This window comes from Vibrio sp. GLN_1 (assembly GCF_043106015.1).
Lineage (GTDB): Bacteria > Pseudomonadota > Gammaproteobacteria > Enterobacterales > Vibrionaceae > Vibrio > Vibrio parahaemolyticus.
Genome location: NZ_JBICMD010000007.1, coordinates 302,083 through 318,012 on the forward strand (window position 1 = coordinate 302,083; position 15,930 = coordinate 318,012).

12 protein-coding genes and 1 pseudogene are annotated in these 15,930 nt (G+C 45.6%); 10 read left to right on the forward strand and 3 right to left on the reverse strand.

Features of this window, described 5'->3' with window-relative positions:
- The first annotated feature begins 37 nt into the window (after window positions 1-37).
- The 7 genes from ACF8OV_RS04035 (at window position 38) to ACF8OV_RS04065 (ending at window position 10,614) form a co-directional block, all read left to right on the forward strand.
- Window positions 38-1,888, forward strand: a complete 1,851-nt coding sequence (locus ACF8OV_RS04035) for an ATP-binding protein (RefSeq protein ID WP_203503640.1) — start codon at window positions 38-40, stop codon at window positions 1,886-1,888.
- Complete coding sequence (locus ACF8OV_RS04040; protein WP_053320028.1) at window positions 1,881-3,107, forward strand: sigma-54 dependent transcriptional regulator; 1,227 nt, start codon at window positions 1,881-1,883, stop codon at window positions 3,105-3,107. The genes ACF8OV_RS04035 and ACF8OV_RS04040 overlap by 8 nt, the downstream gene beginning before the upstream one ends.
- A gap of 169 nt (window positions 3,108-3,276) precedes the next feature.
- Window positions 3,277-4,668: an HlyD family type I secretion periplasmic adaptor subunit gene (locus ACF8OV_RS04045; protein WP_005464847.1), complete on the forward strand. Its 1,392-nt coding sequence runs from the start codon at window positions 3,277-3,279 to the stop codon at window positions 4,666-4,668.
- A 114-nt stretch (window positions 4,669-4,782) separates the two neighbouring features.
- A complete protein-coding gene (locus ACF8OV_RS04050; protein ID WP_005464869.1) occupies window positions 4,783-5,466 on the forward strand; it encodes a transglutaminase-like cysteine peptidase in 684 nt (227 codons plus the stop codon).
- A 5-nt stretch (window positions 5,467-5,471) separates the two neighbouring features.
- Window positions 5,472-7,385 carry an EAL domain-containing protein gene (locus ACF8OV_RS04055; RefSeq protein WP_317676227.1) on the forward strand — a complete coding sequence of 638 codons (1,914 nt, stop codon included), beginning with the start codon at window positions 5,472-5,474 and terminating at the stop codon, window positions 7,383-7,385.
- Between the two features lie 15 nt (window positions 7,386-7,400).
- Window positions 7,401-9,515 (forward strand): type I secretion system permease/ATPase, encoded by a 2,115-nt coding sequence (locus tag ACF8OV_RS04060; protein ID WP_005464845.1) that lies wholly within the window; start codon window positions 7,401-7,403, stop codon window positions 9,513-9,515.
- Between the two features lie 505 nt (window positions 9,516-10,020).
- Window positions 10,021-10,614 carry a mechanosensitive ion channel family protein gene (locus tag ACF8OV_RS04065; protein WP_005464867.1) on the forward strand — a complete coding sequence of 198 codons (594 nt, stop codon included), beginning with the start codon at window positions 10,021-10,023 and terminating at the stop codon, window positions 10,612-10,614.
- Between the two features lie 777 nt (window positions 10,615-11,391).
- On the opposite strand, the gene ACF8OV_RS04070 is transcribed toward ACF8OV_RS04065, so the two are convergent.
- Entirely contained in the window at window positions 11,392-11,820 is a 429-nt protein-coding gene (locus ACF8OV_RS04070) for a hypothetical protein (protein WP_029854898.1), read from the reverse strand.
- A gap of 58 nt (window positions 11,821-11,878) precedes the next feature.
- Between ACF8OV_RS04070 and ACF8OV_RS04075 the strand changes: the two are divergent.
- Window positions 11,879-11,992, forward strand: a pseudogene (locus ACF8OV_RS04075) (mechanosensitive ion channel family protein); the annotation flags it as partial.
- 240 nt (window positions 11,993-12,232) lie between these two features.
- Here ACF8OV_RS04075 and ACF8OV_RS04080 read toward each other — a convergent pair.
- Window positions 12,233-12,571 carry a hypothetical protein gene (locus tag ACF8OV_RS04080; protein ID WP_025627651.1) on the reverse strand — a complete coding sequence of 113 codons (339 nt, stop codon included), beginning with the start codon at window positions 12,569-12,571 and terminating at the stop codon, window positions 12,233-12,235.
- A gap of 231 nt (window positions 12,572-12,802) precedes the next feature.
- On the opposite strand from ACF8OV_RS04080, the gene ACF8OV_RS04085 reads away from it, so the two are divergent.
- Window positions 12,803-13,387 (forward strand): flavodoxin family protein, encoded by a 585-nt coding sequence (locus ACF8OV_RS04085; protein WP_203503642.1) that lies wholly within the window; start codon window positions 12,803-12,805, stop codon window positions 13,385-13,387.
- Between the two features lie 63 nt (window positions 13,388-13,450).
- Here the strand turns inward: ACF8OV_RS04085 and ACF8OV_RS04090 are convergent, their stop codons facing one another.
- A complete protein-coding gene (locus tag ACF8OV_RS04090) occupies window positions 13,451-15,076 on the reverse strand; it encodes an ABC transporter substrate-binding protein (protein WP_140289650.1) in 1,626 nt (541 codons plus the stop codon).
- 141 nt (window positions 15,077-15,217) lie between these two features.
- Between ACF8OV_RS04090 and mpaA the strand changes: the two genes are divergently transcribed.
- Window positions 15,218-15,928, forward strand: a complete 711-nt coding sequence (gene mpaA / locus ACF8OV_RS04095) for a murein tripeptide amidase MpaA (protein ID WP_140075301.1) — start codon at window positions 15,218-15,220, stop codon at window positions 15,926-15,928.
- Window positions 15,929-15,930: the final 2 nt, after the last annotated feature.

The window sequence follows — 15,930 nt, forward strand, 5'->3', positions numbered from 1 at the left end:
TTGATAACATGGCATTAAAAACTCCGGTGAGCTAATTGTGAACTTACTCAATCCCAAAGCCCTGCGCCATTTTCTATTGCTGTTGTTTGTTATCGGCATTTTAGGGCTTGCTCTTACGCATCACTACGCAACTCGCTATCAACACGATCAATGGCAACAAAAGCTCAAAAGCCAAGCGGCTCAAGTCTCACAAGAAGTCGACTACGAACTGGCGAAGTTTGAACAAATTCCCAATTTGCTTAGCCATGACCCACGCTTGCTTGAAGCCGTTGAGAAAGGTGCCCCGTCAACAGAACTGAACTTACTGTTGGCGCAATGGCTGAAGCAAAGTTTGGCCGATACCATTTATGTCCACGATAAAACAGGCTTGGTTATCGCTTCGAGTAACTATCAACAGGCGGATACGTTTGTCGGTTCGAGTTTTAGTTATCGCCCTTACTTTAAAAATGCCCGTCGTGGTAAGCCTGCTCAATACGTGGGGTTAGGAGTACGCTCTAGCAAACGGGGTTACTTCTTTTCCTCTCCACTATGGTTGAACGGCGATGTCATCGGCGTCATCACGGTAAAAGTGAATTTGGAGCAGTTGGAACAGCGCCTTGCACAAAGTGGCGCAGACGTTTTGGTGACCGACAAACACAACGTAGTGTTTATGAGCAACCTACCCGATTGGCGCTATCGCGCGCTGTTTCCACTCTCACCAACAGCCATCAATGAACTGACTGAAACTCGCCAATACGGTGACACGTTGCCCGAATATTACGGCGAACTTACCGCGCAAAGTGACGAAAGTGAGTTTGCGGATAACCAATTATTGCTGTCACCAAACTACCTCGCGTACGCGACACATTTGTTGGATAAAGGTTTTCGCGTTGTAGCGTTAATCAATCACCACACCGTACTGACGGCAGTATTGCAAGCAGATGTAGTCTATTTGATTTTATACGCGCTGATTGCACTGATCGCATTGGCATGGTTTCAGATGTTGGTGAACAAGGCTCGTCTTGCCAATCTCAATGTGAGCTTGGAAGAAAAAGTCATGCAACGCACGGTTGTACTAAGTGAAGCAAACAACAAATTGCAGCAAACGGTTCGTCAGTATGAACAAAGCCAGCAAGAGCTAAGACAAACTCAGCAAGAGCTGACTCAAGCCGCCAAACTTGCTTTGCTGGGAGAGTTGTCTGCCAGTATCAACCACGAGATAAACCAACCACTTGCCGCGCTGAGAACTTACACCGAAAACTCCCAGCGCTTGTTGTCGATGGAACGCTACCCGATGGTCGCAGACAACTTAAACAAGATGCTCTCGCTAAACGAGACTATTGCCGAGGTCATTGCTAGGCTAAAAGTCTTCACCCGTAAAACTTCTCATGAACCTCATAATGAAGTGTCGATACTCCACGATGCGGTGCACAATGCCACCAGCATATTGAGCAATAAGTTGATCAAGCAAGGCGTCACGCTCAAAGTACCGACGATCGACCACGAGGTGAGGCTCGCCATTCACAGCGTTGAACTAGAACAAGTGCTCATCAATCTGTTCCACAACGCCGCGCAAGCGATGGATGGCTATTGTATTGATCCACAAATTTCCATCGCGATTCAATGCCACAATTCGAGCTGCGATATTCTGGTGTCAGATAACGGCCCGGGGATGTCTGACGAGGCACTGGCGAAAATCTTTGACCCGTTTTTTACCACCAAACCAGAAGGGCTCGGACTGGGTTTGACCATTTCAAAACGTATTTTAGAAAGCTATCACGGAGCGCTCAGCGCCTATAACCACCAAGGAACGCAATCGGGTGAGTCAGGCGGCATGACCTTTGTTGTCACCGTTCCGATGGCAAACACCAGTACCACCAAACCAGTAACGGAAAACGACCATGCATAACGCAGTTATCTTTGTTGATGACGAACCACACATTCGTGATGCCGTTTCACAAGCACTACTTATCGAGGGCATTGAAGTCACTTGCTTTCCCAATGCCGTTGAAGCACTCAGAGTTATCGATGCCAATTCTCCAGCCATCATCATTACCGATATTCACATGCCGGTCATGGATGGCTTAGAGTTTATGCGTACGCTGCTGAGCAAAAATCACCACTTTCAATTCATCGTTCTAACTGGGCATGGCGACGTTAAAACGGCGGTCGAAGCAATGAAAAGCGGCGCGTACGACTTTCTGGAGAAACCATTTTCAACCGATCAACTGATGAAATCACTGAACAACGCCAGCGATAAGCTGAACTTGTTGCAAGAAAACATCTGGCTAAAGAAAGAGCTCGACATGCAAACCCATGTCGGCCCGAAAATGATTGGTCACAGTAAAGTCATGGTGAGTATTCGCCGAGCCTTAATCAGCGCACCGACGAACCAACCTCTAATTTTCGTGGGACAAGACGGCACTGGCCGCCGATTAGCTGCGCAATTTGCTCACGATATTCACGCCACACCAGACAGCGAGCTGATTGCAGCATCAGGTGAAGACCTTTACGAACTGTCGCTAGATGCACTCGACAAAGCCATTGACCACCTGACGGAAGACTCAAACCGTTGCAGTTTGTACCTGCACAGCGCAGAACATATCTCGCTCGCACAGTGGCAATGCCTGTTTAACCACCCGAAATTGGAGCGCGTATTTGGTGCGACGACCAAGGTTGATGCCGATGTTAAAGCGTTCGCAACGCTCATCCACTTACCAACGCTGGATGAACGCAAAGAAGATATTGGCCCACTTTACAAACACTTCGTACGTCATGCAGCAAGCCGTTATCAGCTGCAACCACCGCACATCAGTTTGGACGAAGTACGCCGAATTACAGAGCTTTCTTGGCCAGAAAACGTTAAACAACTGCGCCAATTTGCGGAGCTGCGCGCTCTCAAACCTGAGACTTTTCGCATGGAAGATTGGGACAGTGAAAAGAGCATCGAAATTCAGAGCATGACTCAACGCACAGAACACTTTGAATATTGTCTGTTATTTGATGCATTGCAGCGACACAGAGGCAGACTTAAAGAGGTTCAACTAGAATTACAGGTGTCACGCAAGACCTTGTACGACAAACTAAAAAAACATCAGTTGGACAAATCGAAGTTTAAGACTCAGTAGCAATACCTCAAGATCTCTTCAGCCTTTCAGCAAGAACAGGCTGAAGCCAGACGGGTAACCAGAGCGAATGTCCTCTGTTACTTATTTTTATTAGCCGGAATGCTGACATGATCGGGTAATAATAATAAGATCAAAAAGATAATCCGTATTTATATAAGCAGAGAATGTGATGAGCCGAGACAACTACAACAAACTCAGCAATGATGAGCTGGATTTTGTCGATGACAAAACTGCCGCACTGCTTCTCAACACCCCAAATAGTGCCCGACTAATGTTGTGGGTTATGGTGTTGTTTTTTGTTGCAGCCATTGGTTGGGCATCGTGGGCACAGATCGACCAAGTCACCGTCGGTCAAGGTAAAGTAATTCCCTCTTCTCAAATCCAAGTAGTCCAAAACTTGGAAGGTGGCCTCGTCAAAGAAATTCTGGTGAAGGAAGGACAACTGGTGAAAAAAGGCCAGCAACTTCTGTTGATCGACGATACTCGTTTTCGCTCGGACTACCGCGAACGTGAACAACAAGTTGCCAACCTGACCGCCTCGGTATTACAACTTTCTGCTTCTATCAACAGCGTGGCCGTCAATCGCGATTTTAATATTCAAGATTGGGAAAAAAGCGTCGTTCTCGATTACGGCAAACTGACTTTCCCACCGGTATTGGAAGAGACGCAGCCACAATTAACTCAGCGTCAAAAAGCAGAATACCGCGAAGATTTGGATAACCTACGCAACCAACTGTCGGTGATCGATCAACAAGTTGAGCAAAAACAGCAAGACTTGGTCGAGATTGAAGCGCGAGTGCGCAACTTACGCCAAAGCTACCAATACGCGAAGAAAGAACTGGATATCACCCAACCGTTGGCGGATGAAGGCGTTGTTCCGCGTATTGAGCTACTCAAATTGCAGCGCCAAGTGAACGACACTCGCCGTGAAATGACATCTAGCGAACTGAAAATCCCAGTGATCAAATCCGCCATCAAAGAATCTATGCTCAATCGCATTGATGTGGCGTTGAAGTTCCGTTCCGAACAACAAGAGAAACTCAATAATGCTCAAGACCAACTGTCTGCATTAGTTGAATCGGCTGTTGGCTTGGAAGACCGCGTAAACCGCACAGTGGTGGTCTCTCCGGTGACAGGCAAAATCAAAACGCTGAACGTCAACACCGTTGGCGGCGTTATCCAACCGGGTATGGACATCGTTGAAATCGTACCAACCGAAGACACCTTGTTAGTTGAGGCGAAAATCGCCCCGAAAGACATCGCTTTTCTTCGCCCGAACCTAAATGCCATCGTAAAATTCACCGCGTATGACTTTACAAAATACGGCGGCTTAGTGGGTGAACTGGAGCACATCAGTGCAGATACCACCCAAGACGAGGAAGGCAACAGTTTCTACATCGTGCGTGTGCGCACAGAAAAAACCAGCTTTGGTCAGGATGCCGATTTACCAATCATTCCAGGAATGACAGCATCGGTCGATATCATCACAGGGAAGCGAACCGTTTTGGAGTATCTGCTTAAGCCGATCTTAAGCGCCAAAACCAACGCCTTGAAGGAGTAACTGATACAAAGGCACTCACAATGTGCAGTTAAGCTCGATAAGTGGTTAAATAAAAAGCACTTATTTCTCACCAACGAGCCCATTGGAAGAGTACACTTGTGATGTGAGTCGAATATGCGATCCAATTTGAAGCGTAAAGTTACATTATTAATCAGTTTAAGTTGTTTTTCGTTCCAAATTGGTGCGTTAAGCACAAAAGAACAACGATGGGTCGATGCGGTCACAGCGGTGTATGGCGAACGCGCCGGATTGCGCGTAAATACATGGCGACAGAACATCGACCTTTTTAAACAATTGGAGACTCATGAACAGCTCGTGGGCGTTAACGATTTTTTCAACCAACTCTATTTCGTTGACGACATAAAACTGTGGGGAAAGACAGACTATTGGGCTACGCCACTCGAATTTTTAGGGAGCAACGGCGGCGATTGTGAGGATTTTACCATCGCTAAGTACTTCTCGTTACTCGAGCTAGGAATACCAGATTCAAAGATGCGTTTGATCTACGTAAAAGCCATCGAACTGAATCAGTTTCACATGGTATTAGCCTACTACCCGACCCCAAGTTCTGAGCCGCTCATCCTCGACAATATCAATCCAGAAATTGTCCGAGCCTCTAAACGTAGCGATTTGCTACCGATATACAGTTTTAATGGTACAAACCTGTGGTTGATGAAGTCCTCTGCTGGCACTGGAGAGCTGGCGGGGAAAGCATCACGTTTGAGCCTTTGGAATGACTTACGCTCGCGCGAACGTAAGTTGCAGTTAAATAAACCTAAAATTAACTATGACGAGTGAGAAACATGACCCTATATAAGAAGCTTGTAGTGGGAATGGTTACGGTCTTTATACTCTTGATGGCATCAGTATTCGTAATCGAATTCAATACTACTCGAACGAGCTTGGAACAACAGCAACGTTCAGAGGTCAACAACACCATCAACACCGTGGGTTTGGCGTTAGCACCTTACCTAAAAGATAAAGACAAGGTTGCCGTTGAATCGGTAATCAATGCATTATTTGACGGCAGTACCTACTCAGTGGTGCGTCTCACCGCGTTAGATTCTGATTACCAGATCGTACGCTCTTACCCAGTAAAACCAAGCACCGTTCCGCAATGGTTTATCGACATGAATCTGTTCAAAGCGATTCACGATAAACGCGTGGTCACCAGTGGTTGGATGCAACTGGCCGAAGTCGAAATCATCAGCCACCCAGGCGCGGCGTATGAACAACTATGGCAAGGTTTTATCCGTTTGCTATCTGCGTTTAGCGTCATCTTCCTAGCCGGATTGATTGCGATTTCTTACATTCTGCGTCGTTCTCTAAAACCACTGGCTGCTATCGTGAAGAAAATGCACGACATCGCAAACAACCAGTTTGGTGAGCCACTCACTCGCCCTAAAACCAAAGACCTGATCGCGGTCGTGGATGGCATCAATATGATGTCGGCACAGATTGAGTTGTCATTTAAAGAACAGGCCAAAGAAGCACAACGTCTACGTGCTCAAGCATACCTAGATCCTATCTCCAAACTAGGTAACCGCTCGTTCTACATCAACCAAGTTGACCAATGGTTGGCAGAACAAACGCAAGGGGGTATCGCGCTACTCCATGCAGAATATATTGGCGACATTTACGAGACAAAAGACTACCAACGCGCTGATGCCCACGTGAAAGAGTTGTCTCAACGTCTGAAAAACACCATTGATGTTCCGGGAGCCACCATTGCTCGTCTTTCTAGTGATGAATTCGGTCTGCTTTTCCCGCACATGGATGAGAGCGAACTGCGCATTCTCGCGGACAGCATCGTCAACTGTGTCAATGGCCTAAACACTGATCCAACTGGCTTAGCAAAACCAAAAGCCTCGCTTGGTGTGGCACACAGCAAAGATCAGAAAACGCGTTCTGAAGTCCTTTCTATGGTGGATAACGCACTATCGAAAGCCAAAGCACAGCCAGACAAACCATACGGCTTCATTTGTAGCGATACGCCATCTAACTTGATGGGTAAACAGCAATGGAAAGCGTTGGTTGAAGAAGCAATCCACAGCGATTGGGTGAAATTCCGCTTCCAAGCTGCGAAGAATACTTGGGGCAAAGTGTTCCATAACGAAGTGTTCTCAAGCATCGAAAAAGATGGCGAGACTTACCGTGCTAACCAATACTTATTTGCATTGGAACAGTTGGATGCGACCAACATCTTCGACCAATACGTGATTGAGTCGATGATTAAGATGCTAGAAAGCGGCGAGCTTAACGATCCAGTCGCGATTAACATCGCACAAAGCAGCTTGTCTCAGCCATCGTTCATTCGCTGGACAACCAACATGTTGGAGAAACACTCGAAAGTGGCGTCTAAACTTCACTTTGAGATTCCTGAAGAGTGCTTCATCGATCATCCGCACCATACCGCACTGCTTTGTAACGCAATTCGTCAGTCTGGTGCTGAGTTTGGTGTCGATAACTATGGTCGTAACTTCCAGTCGCTGGAATACATCCAAGAGTTCCGTCCGAACTATGTGAAGCTGGATTACTTGTTCACACACAACTTACACGACGAAAAACAGAAGTTCACACTCACGTCGATCTCTCGTACCGCTCACAACTTGGGCATTACTACGATTGCATCGCGTATTGAAACTCAGATCCAATTGGATTTCCTCACCGAGCACTTCGTAGAGGTATTCCAAGGATTCATCGTCGACAAGGAATAATAAGGTTCACCAACGATGAAAGACCCTTTACTGAATTCGCTCATCTACGTTAGCCGTTACTATGGGTTAGCCAACTCGCCGGAAGCTCTTGTGAATGGGCTTCCGCTGTCAGATGGTAAATTGACCCCGTTCCTGCTACCAAGAGCGGCGGAAAGGGCCGGATTGGTTGCCAAGGAAAACCGCGCAGAGCTGGAGAAAATCTCCAGCCTGATTCTGCCGGCAATCTTAGTTCTTAAAGGTGGTGACTCTTGCGTTCTCAATAGCATCAATATGGAGACACGCGAAGCAGAAGTCACAACCTTAGAAAGTGGAATGGTGCCAATCTCCATTCCATTAGAAGACCTACTTGAGCAGTACACTGGTCGCTACTTTTTAGTTAAAAAGCAATTCCGTTTCGATGAGCGCTCTCCCGAAGTGCTCAAAACCAAAGAAGGTCACTGGTTCTGGTCAACCTTGTGGCAATCTAAACGCATCTACCGCGATGTACTTATCGCTTCTCTTTTGATCAACATCTTCGCCATTGCCGCACCAATGTTCACTCGTTTGGTGTACGACAAAGTGGTGCCAAACCTCGCGTTTGAAACCTTATGGGTGTTGGCAAGCGGTATCTTCGTCGTGTTCATTTTCGACTTTTCTCTCAAGTCACTTCGTAACTACTTCATCGATGTGGCGGGTAAAAAGTCGGATATTCTGATCTCCTCTAAACTGTTTAGCAAAGTAATGGGGATTCGAATGGAATCCAAACCGCCGTCAGTGGGTGCATTTGCACGTCACTTGCAGGAGTTTGAATCCATCCGCGAATTCTTCACTTCCGCTACCGTCAGCGCGTTGATCGACCTACCATTTGCGATTCTGTTTTTAATCATCATTTGGTTGATGGCGGGCAATTTGGTATTTGTGCCGATGGTAGGTGTTCTCATTCTGATCATCCACTCTCTGCTCATCCAAGGCCCTCTACGCCGTTCTATCGAGGAAGGCTCACGTCTGGCTTCTCAAAAATACGCCAACCTGATTGAGAGCTTGGCAGGCTTAGAAACGGTGAAAATGTTGAGTGCTCAAAGCCAGTTCCAATACCGCTGGGAAGAAGCGGTAGCGCACATGGCAAACTGGAACATTAAGAGCCGTCGCATTACCGACAGCATCCAAAACGCAGCGGGTTTCGTGCAGCAAAGTAGTAACGTCGGGATGATCATCTTAGGCGTTTACTTGATTGCAGAAGGTGACTTAACCATGGGTGGTTTGATTGCCGCAACCATGCTAAGTGGTCGTGCGATTGGGCCTTTGGTTCAGCTATCGCTACTTTCAACGCGTTATAACCAAGCCAAATCGTCGATGACCATCATCAACCAAGTGATGGAAATGCCGGACGAGCAAGAAGAAGGCAAACGCTACATTCACCGCCCTATTGTACAAGGTAAGATTGAGCTAGAACGCGTTACTTTCCACTACCCAGACTCACCAGTGGCGTCAATTCGAGATTTGAGTTTGACGATTAATCCTGGCGAGAAAGTGGCGATTATCGGCCGTATCGGTTCGGGTAAAACCACGTTAGAGCGTCTCATCATGGGCTTATACCAACCGACAGAAGGTCATGTTCGCATTGATGACACCGACATCGCGCAGCTTCATCATGTCGATATTCGCCGCAATATCGGGTGTGTGGCGCAAGATTCCAATCTGTTCTTTGGCTCCATCCGCGACAACATCACGTTAGGCCGTCCATTAACCGATGACCGTGACGTGATGGATGCAGCCAATCGTGCGGGTGTGACCGCCTTTACGCAATCGGACCCAGCAGGTTTGGAGCGTCAGGTTGGTGAAGGGGGCGCAATGCTTTCTGGTGGTCAACGTCAGGCGGTGACGATTGCTCGCGCGTTCCTTGGACGTCCTCCGGTACTCTTGATGGATGAGCCAACCAGTGCAATGGACAACCGCTCAGAAATGCACATCAAGCATCAATTGGCGCAGTTAAAACCGAGCGAAACGCTGATTTTGATTACACACAAAACGTCGATGCTCGACATCGTAGATCGCGTGATTGTAATGGAGAAAGGCAGCGTAATTGCAGATGGTCCAAAATCTCAAGTGCTGAACGACTTGAAGCAAGGTAAGGTTAGAGCAGTTAGCTAATCTCTGAAATCAAGAAAGCCATTATTGAAATACAAAGCCCCGTTGAATCGAAAGTTTCACGGGGCTTATTTGATCGGCAAACCAAGATAGTTCAGCTCTTCAAGCACAACCCAAATAAGCACGAACCCCACGATCACCACCAGCATCATGATCGCCTTTTCATCTTCTTCCATACGCCCGCGCCTCTCCTACCGACTTCTTTCAACCACTACTAGGTTAGCAGGACGAAGGTCATATTCATCAAATTTATGACGCGCTTCACTTGGCGTAATTTCGGATATGGGATGAAGCTCAAACATTGAGCACATGAAAGATATGCCGACTCTGGTTGAATATTAGGCATGGTAACGAAATACTACCCATCGCAGTCTTTCATTATGCTATTTCAGTAACATGTAAGGCGTTTTAATGCCGATACAGGGTAAACAGAGTAGAAAAATTGTGATTACTTACAGCAGAAAATCAGCTATAAAAGCCGCTTTCTAAATATCGTCGAGTTGAAGAAATGAATGATTGGATCCAATTAGAACAAGTGAGCCAGTATTTCACTACAGGCTCCCTCGGTTACAAAGTGTTGATGGGCGTCTTTGTCCTGATCGCTTATCGTATCCTGAAGAGAATCGTCAATCGAGCCATCTTAAACTTAGCAACCTCAAAGGGCGTAAAAAAGGCCCGACTGAGTTTTATTCAGCGCTGTTTCAATGTCGCGCTGCTGTTTTTGACCGCCTCTGTTTTTGCCATTATCACCGGTATTGGCTATGGCGATGTGTCATTGTTCCTGTCGTCCATTTTCGCCGTATTGGGTGTGGCGTTTATCGCGCAGTGGTCAATTCTGAGCAATATCACCGCCAGCTTTTTGATCTTTTTTGTCTTCCCATACCGAGTGGGCGATCGTATTAAAGTCGTAGACAAAGACGAAGACATCAGTGGCGAGATTCAAGAAATCAGCATGTTTCACGTGTTAATTAAGCACGACAACGGAAACTTGATTACTTACCCAAACAACCAGATTTTGCAAAAAGCGGTACTAAAGCTGGCAAAAAATAAGCCAGAGCCAAGTAAAACAAAATCTCGGATTTATACTCGAAGAAAGAAATAATCCACTCAAAAGCCGATGTATCTACACCGGCTTTTTGTTATCACTTGGTGGTCACAAATAGCCCAAAGTTAATAGCGAAAAACAGTGAAGAGACAAAACGTATAAACTGAAGGTCATCACTGTATTCTTTCATGATAAAAACATGACACATCGCCGAAACCAAAAGCGCTACTTTAACCAAAGGAAACGTCTTCTTTACAAACCTTAAATACATGCAGAAAATAGAGATGGCGCAAGCAAAGAAAAAAATCGTCATAAGTTATTTATCCTTTAGCGATAAGTGATGTCGAATCTAAGACACCTTCATAATCACGGGTATACATCAGCTATTTTTATTCCGCTTTCACCCTCTGATAAAGGGTCAAAAATATTGGCATGTTAATTACGAAAAAGTAACCGACGACAGCTCCCCTCGCTGCAGGGAACGTTAACCAAACACCGAAACACAGCACCACAGAGACCACGAAAGCCATTATGATTATTACTTTAATTTTGACCAGAATCGAATTAGGGAACAAAGGTAATAAGTAAACTAGTGCAAAAGGAATGAAAGCATAAAGATTGGTATTACCGTCGCTAATTGAAAGCTCGGTGTGCAGCATAACTACCAACATCAATAGTAGAAACAGTGATGCGCCCCTCGATAAAACGATCATCTACTCATCCTTTTTAAGATATTCCTTTAACGCTTTAATACTCGACACGCCAGCGCTACATCGTTGAACTCTATCCTTTATGCTACGAGAGCTAGCACCAATACTTCTGTAATACGTTCATTTATATACATGTTAATAGAGGGATATACTTACAAAATCCTGCTTCGGTTATATACTGATCTTGATAGATCATTTCTTTTCCTAAATATATCTGTTGTAACTCAATATTTTTTCCCTGATCATAACTAGCATCATAGGCACCGGAAGCAGTTAGTGTTGTTGTACTTAAAAGTTGTGTTTGTAACCATCTGCACATCTGTGGTGACAGGCTATCTGCATAATATTGTAGATTGCTTTTTTTATCTTTAATTATCGCAACTTTTGTCCCATTTCTCCATCCCCTAGAATCAGCACAAAGCACCTCATCCAAACTCAAGTTTACAGTCTTAAATGTACTAGTATCAGGTGTTGTACAAAATAGCCAAACTAAAAATAGGGAGAAAAACGTAAAGAGACTACCTATTTTAAAAAGTCTTACTGTTCTATTCATTATATTCTCCTATTGTTTTTATTGTACCAACGCCATCAGTCAAATTAGAGATTGAATGCTGATCACTTACCCAAACAACCAGATTTTACAAAAAGCAGTGCTAAAGCTGGCGAAAAGCAAGCCAGAGCCAAGTAAAGCAAAATCTCGTATTTATACTCGCAGAAAGAAATAACCCAAAGTTAATGGCGAAAAACAGTGAAGAGACAAAACGTATAAGCTGAAAGGTCACCACTGTATTCTTTCATGATAAAAACATGACACATCGCCGAAACCAAAAGCGCCACTTTAACCAAAGTAAGCTTCTTCTTTACGAACCTTAAATAAATACAAAAAATAGAGATGGTGCAAGCAAAGAAAAAATCGTCACTAGTTCCATCTTTCTTAAAATACAAGGACATGGTTTTAGTTAAGCTTATATTTTTAGCTTCATTATGAGCCACCCACTAATATTTAGCGAGATAAGGGCAGAAAAGAGGTAAAAAACAAGACTGACCGAAACAAAAAGTAGTGCATGCACTTTTTCTTCTAAGCTCTCTGGATGAACATTCATATCCACATCAAACACCCCCCCTATAAAGTGTGCAAATGCCGTGGAAAAGGCTGTAGAAAGGCCTCCTACCATAATGATAATAATCCCTCGCCTTAAGAAACGATGAAATGTACTTTTCCCGCCTTGGATCAGGTCTGAGTTTACATATTTTAATCTATTTTTCCGCCTATTAATCATCACTAGTATCGGTACCTTTATCATTGTTTCCAAGAGAGTTTTCTACATCTTTAAGATCTTCCTTTAACGCTTTTATACACGACATTCATCGTCGTTGCATTCACTGTAGTTATGCCGTCGATTTACCCTATAAGAAAGCTCTTTAGATACCAATTCGTACTTTATCTATCTCAAATCTCTTCTTGACCTCAACTTGGCTTGAGGTTTTAGCCTTAGTCGCACGATTAAAAATCAACAATGAAAAAAGGAACCATTGTGTCCAAAATTGCGATTATTTATTTCTCTAAAACCGACGTTACTGGCCAACTTGCTCGTGCGATTGCCGCAGGCCTTGAACAACAAGGCATTAAGCAGCAAGGTGAATGTGAAATCCTCTCTCACCGAATTGAAGGCAGTGAGATCATTGAGGGACGTTTTGTGAATCCTCACCTAATGGATGAACTTGCTGAATGTGATGCGATTATCTTTGGCTCACCGACCTACATGGGTGGCGTGGCTGCGCAGTTTAAAGCATTTGCAGATTCAAGCAGTGAATCTTGGTACCACCAGAAGTGGGCAAACAAAGTGGCAGCAGGTTTTACTAGCGGAGGAGCGTTGAATGGCGATCAATCTTGCACACTGCAATACCTTCAAACCTTCGCTTACCAGCACGGCATGATGTGGGTCGGGTTGGATAAGATCAGCAATTCTGGGGAGCAAAACCTGAATCGTTATGGTGTACAAGGCGGTATTGTTGCACAAGGTGGTGAAGATGGTCAGTTGCATGCCTCTGATGTTGCAACGGCGGAGTATCTTGGCAAACGAGTCGCAATGCTAGTTGACAAGTTCTCCGCTCGCTAACAACAAAAAGAAACCCCGTAAGACACATCTTCGGGGCTTCGTATTTATCGCTTGTTTTGAGCACTACTTTTTAATGTAAAGGTCTTTCGAGTAGATACGACCCTCTACGTTGTTTTTGGCAAAACCGCCAACCGTAAGGCGAACCAAACGCGCTTGCATGTAGTAATAGATTGGCGCAATGGGCATATCTGCCGCCAGCAACTGTTCTGCTTGGTCATAAAATCCTTGGCGCGCTTTCTCATCGGTTGCAGCCAATGCACTGTTCATCGCGTTGTCGTACGCTTGGCTACTGTAACGTGCAAAGTTACCCGAAGAACCTGAACGCAATAAACTCAAGAAAGTGGACGCTTCGTTGTAATCACCACACCAAGACGCACGCATCACATCGAAATTGCCTTGTTTACGCGCCACTAAGTACGACTTCCACTCTTGGTTTTCTAACTCCACGTTTGCACCGAGATTTTTTTGTAGCATCGACGCTATCGCAACCGCGATCGATTTGTTTGCCTCACTGGTGTTGTACAGCAATTTAAAATCGAGCGGCTTGTCTTTGCTGTAACCCGCTTCTTTTAACAACTGACGCGCTTTCTCGTCACGTTGTTGCTGACTCCACTTACTATACTCAGGGGGCGTCGCATCAAAACCGGCAGTGTACTGATGCGCAAAGGTATACGCAGGAAGGTTGCCCACTTGCGTGACACCATTCGTAATCACATCACGCATGATGGAGTACGACACCGCTTGACGCACTCGCGCATCATCAAATGGCGGACGAGTGGTATTGAACGCGTAGTAATACGTGCACAGTAATGGCACCACCGTGTAAGCCTGCTTGTAATCTTGTTTAAGCTTCTGCGCCATATGAGTCGGCACATCTGACGTGATATCCAGCTCTCCTGCCGCATAACGATTGATTGACGCGTTTTGGTTTTCAAATGGAATGTAAGTCACTTTGTTTAAATGCGTATCTGCGCTGTCCCAGTAATTTGGACTCTTAACCAGTTCAATGCGCTCATTCACGACCCACTTATCCAATGTGAATGCACCATTGCCAACAAATTGGTCTGGATCGCTCCACGGCTTGTCGCGGTTTTCCACTGTCGCGTGATGCACTGGCATCATGGACGTGTGCCCAGTCATGGCAACAAAGTACGGCACTTGACTGTCCAACTCAAAACGTAGGGTGTATTTATCCACCGCCTTGATACCGAGCTCGTCCAAAGGCTTTTTACCCTCTGCCACATCGGCGATGTTTTTGATCTTGGTGAGTTTGAGATACCAAACATTTGGAGAAGCGGTCTTCGGATCCACCGCTCGGCGCAGTGAATAGACAAAATCATCCGCCGTCACAGGCTCGCCATTCGACCATTTCGCATCTTTGCGTAGGTGAAAAACAAAGGTTAGGTTGTCCTTGGTTTCCCACGACTCCGCCACACCGGGAATGATGTTTCCGTCACGATCTTGAATCACCAGCCCTTCAAATAAGTCACGAATCACGTGCATTTCTGGCAGACCTTCGGCTTTTGCCGGATCAAGCGTTGCCGCCTCTGCGTCATTCGCACGTACCAAATGTTGCTCTGCGGCGAGTTGAACGCCGTTAGGTAAGGTATCTGCAACGACAGATGTAGAAAGAAAAGGGGTGAATAAAGAGGAAATCAGCAACGCCGTTGAATGTTTTTTAAAATCCATATCGTTTTTCGTTCTCCTAACACGTCTTGTGAAGCAAGCGCCACAATTAACATTTCAACCGTTGACGAGTTTAAACGGTTCGGTTTAGCTAGGTTTAATTAGCTTAGATATTGATATTACTTCATCAATCAGGAGATTACGGTGAGTCTAATTCCAAGAACGGAAAGAGCGGCATTTTTAATTCGGCCAACAACATACGGTCAATCCGTACTTGGTGCGCCATTACTGTATTTTCCGGCACAAGTCGAAAGTGCTTCGCGAGGTTTGATTTTGGCAGGCACTCACGGGGATGAGACGGCCTCGATTGCAGGTTTGTCCTGCGCGCTAAGAAGCTTGCCAGCTGAAAGCTTACGACATGATGTGATTCTGTCACTGAATCCAGACGGCAACCAGCTAGGCACACGCGCAAATGCAAACCAAGTGGATCTCAATCGCGCGTTTCCAACCCAAAATTGGACTGAGCATGGCACCGTATATCGATGGAGCTCTCACACACCCGTTCGAGACGTAAAGGTGAAAACAGGCTCTAAAAACCAGCTAGAGCCAGAAGTTGGCGCATTAATTAACTTGATTGAACTGCGCAGGCCAAAGTTTGTAGTGTCGTTTCACGAACCGCTTGCGTTTGTAGATGATCCCAAACATTCCAACCTTGCCAAATGGCTCGGCGAGCAGTTTCAGCTGCCAATCGTGGACGATGTCGACTACGAAACACCCGGCTCATTCGGCACTTGGTGTAGTGAACGTGATTTACCTTGCATCACGTTGGAGTTACCGGCAATTTCTGCCGATCTCACCATTGAAAAGCATCTCCCCGCCTTTATTGCTTTGCTGATGCACGATCCGGATCTTTAGTC

Excerpts from the sequence above, each read along its gene's own strand:
- ACF8OV_RS04050 (WP_005464869.1), top strand. The coding sequence starts at position 4,783 with ATGCGATCCAATTTGAAGCGTAAAGTTACATTATTAATCAGTTTAAGT.
- ACF8OV_RS04060 (WP_005464845.1), top strand. The coding sequence starts at position 7,401 with ATGAAAGACCCTTTACTGAATTCGCTCATCTACGTTAGCCGTTACTAT.
- ACF8OV_RS04040 (WP_053320028.1), top strand. The coding sequence starts at position 1,881 with ATGCATAACGCAGTTATCTTTGTTGATGACGAACCACACATTCGTGAT.
- ACF8OV_RS04070 (WP_029854898.1), bottom strand. The coding sequence starts at position 11,820 with ATGAATAGAACAGTAAGACTTTTTAAAATAGGTAGTCTCTTTACGTTT.
- ACF8OV_RS04065 (WP_005464867.1), top strand. The coding sequence starts at position 10,021 with ATGAATGATTGGATCCAATTAGAACAAGTGAGCCAGTATTTCACTACA.
- ACF8OV_RS04045 (WP_005464847.1), top strand. The coding sequence starts at position 3,277 with ATGAGCCGAGACAACTACAACAAACTCAGCAATGATGAGCTGGATTTT.
- ACF8OV_RS04090 (WP_140289650.1), bottom strand. The coding sequence starts at position 15,076 with ATGGATTTTAAAAAACATTCAACGGCGTTGCTGATTTCCTCTTTATTC.
- ACF8OV_RS04055 (WP_317676227.1), top strand. The coding sequence starts at position 5,472 with ATGACCCTATATAAGAAGCTTGTAGTGGGAATGGTTACGGTCTTTATA.
- ACF8OV_RS04080 (WP_025627651.1), bottom strand. The coding sequence starts at position 12,571 with ATGATAAAGGTACCGATACTAGTGATGATTAATAGGCGGAAAAATAGA.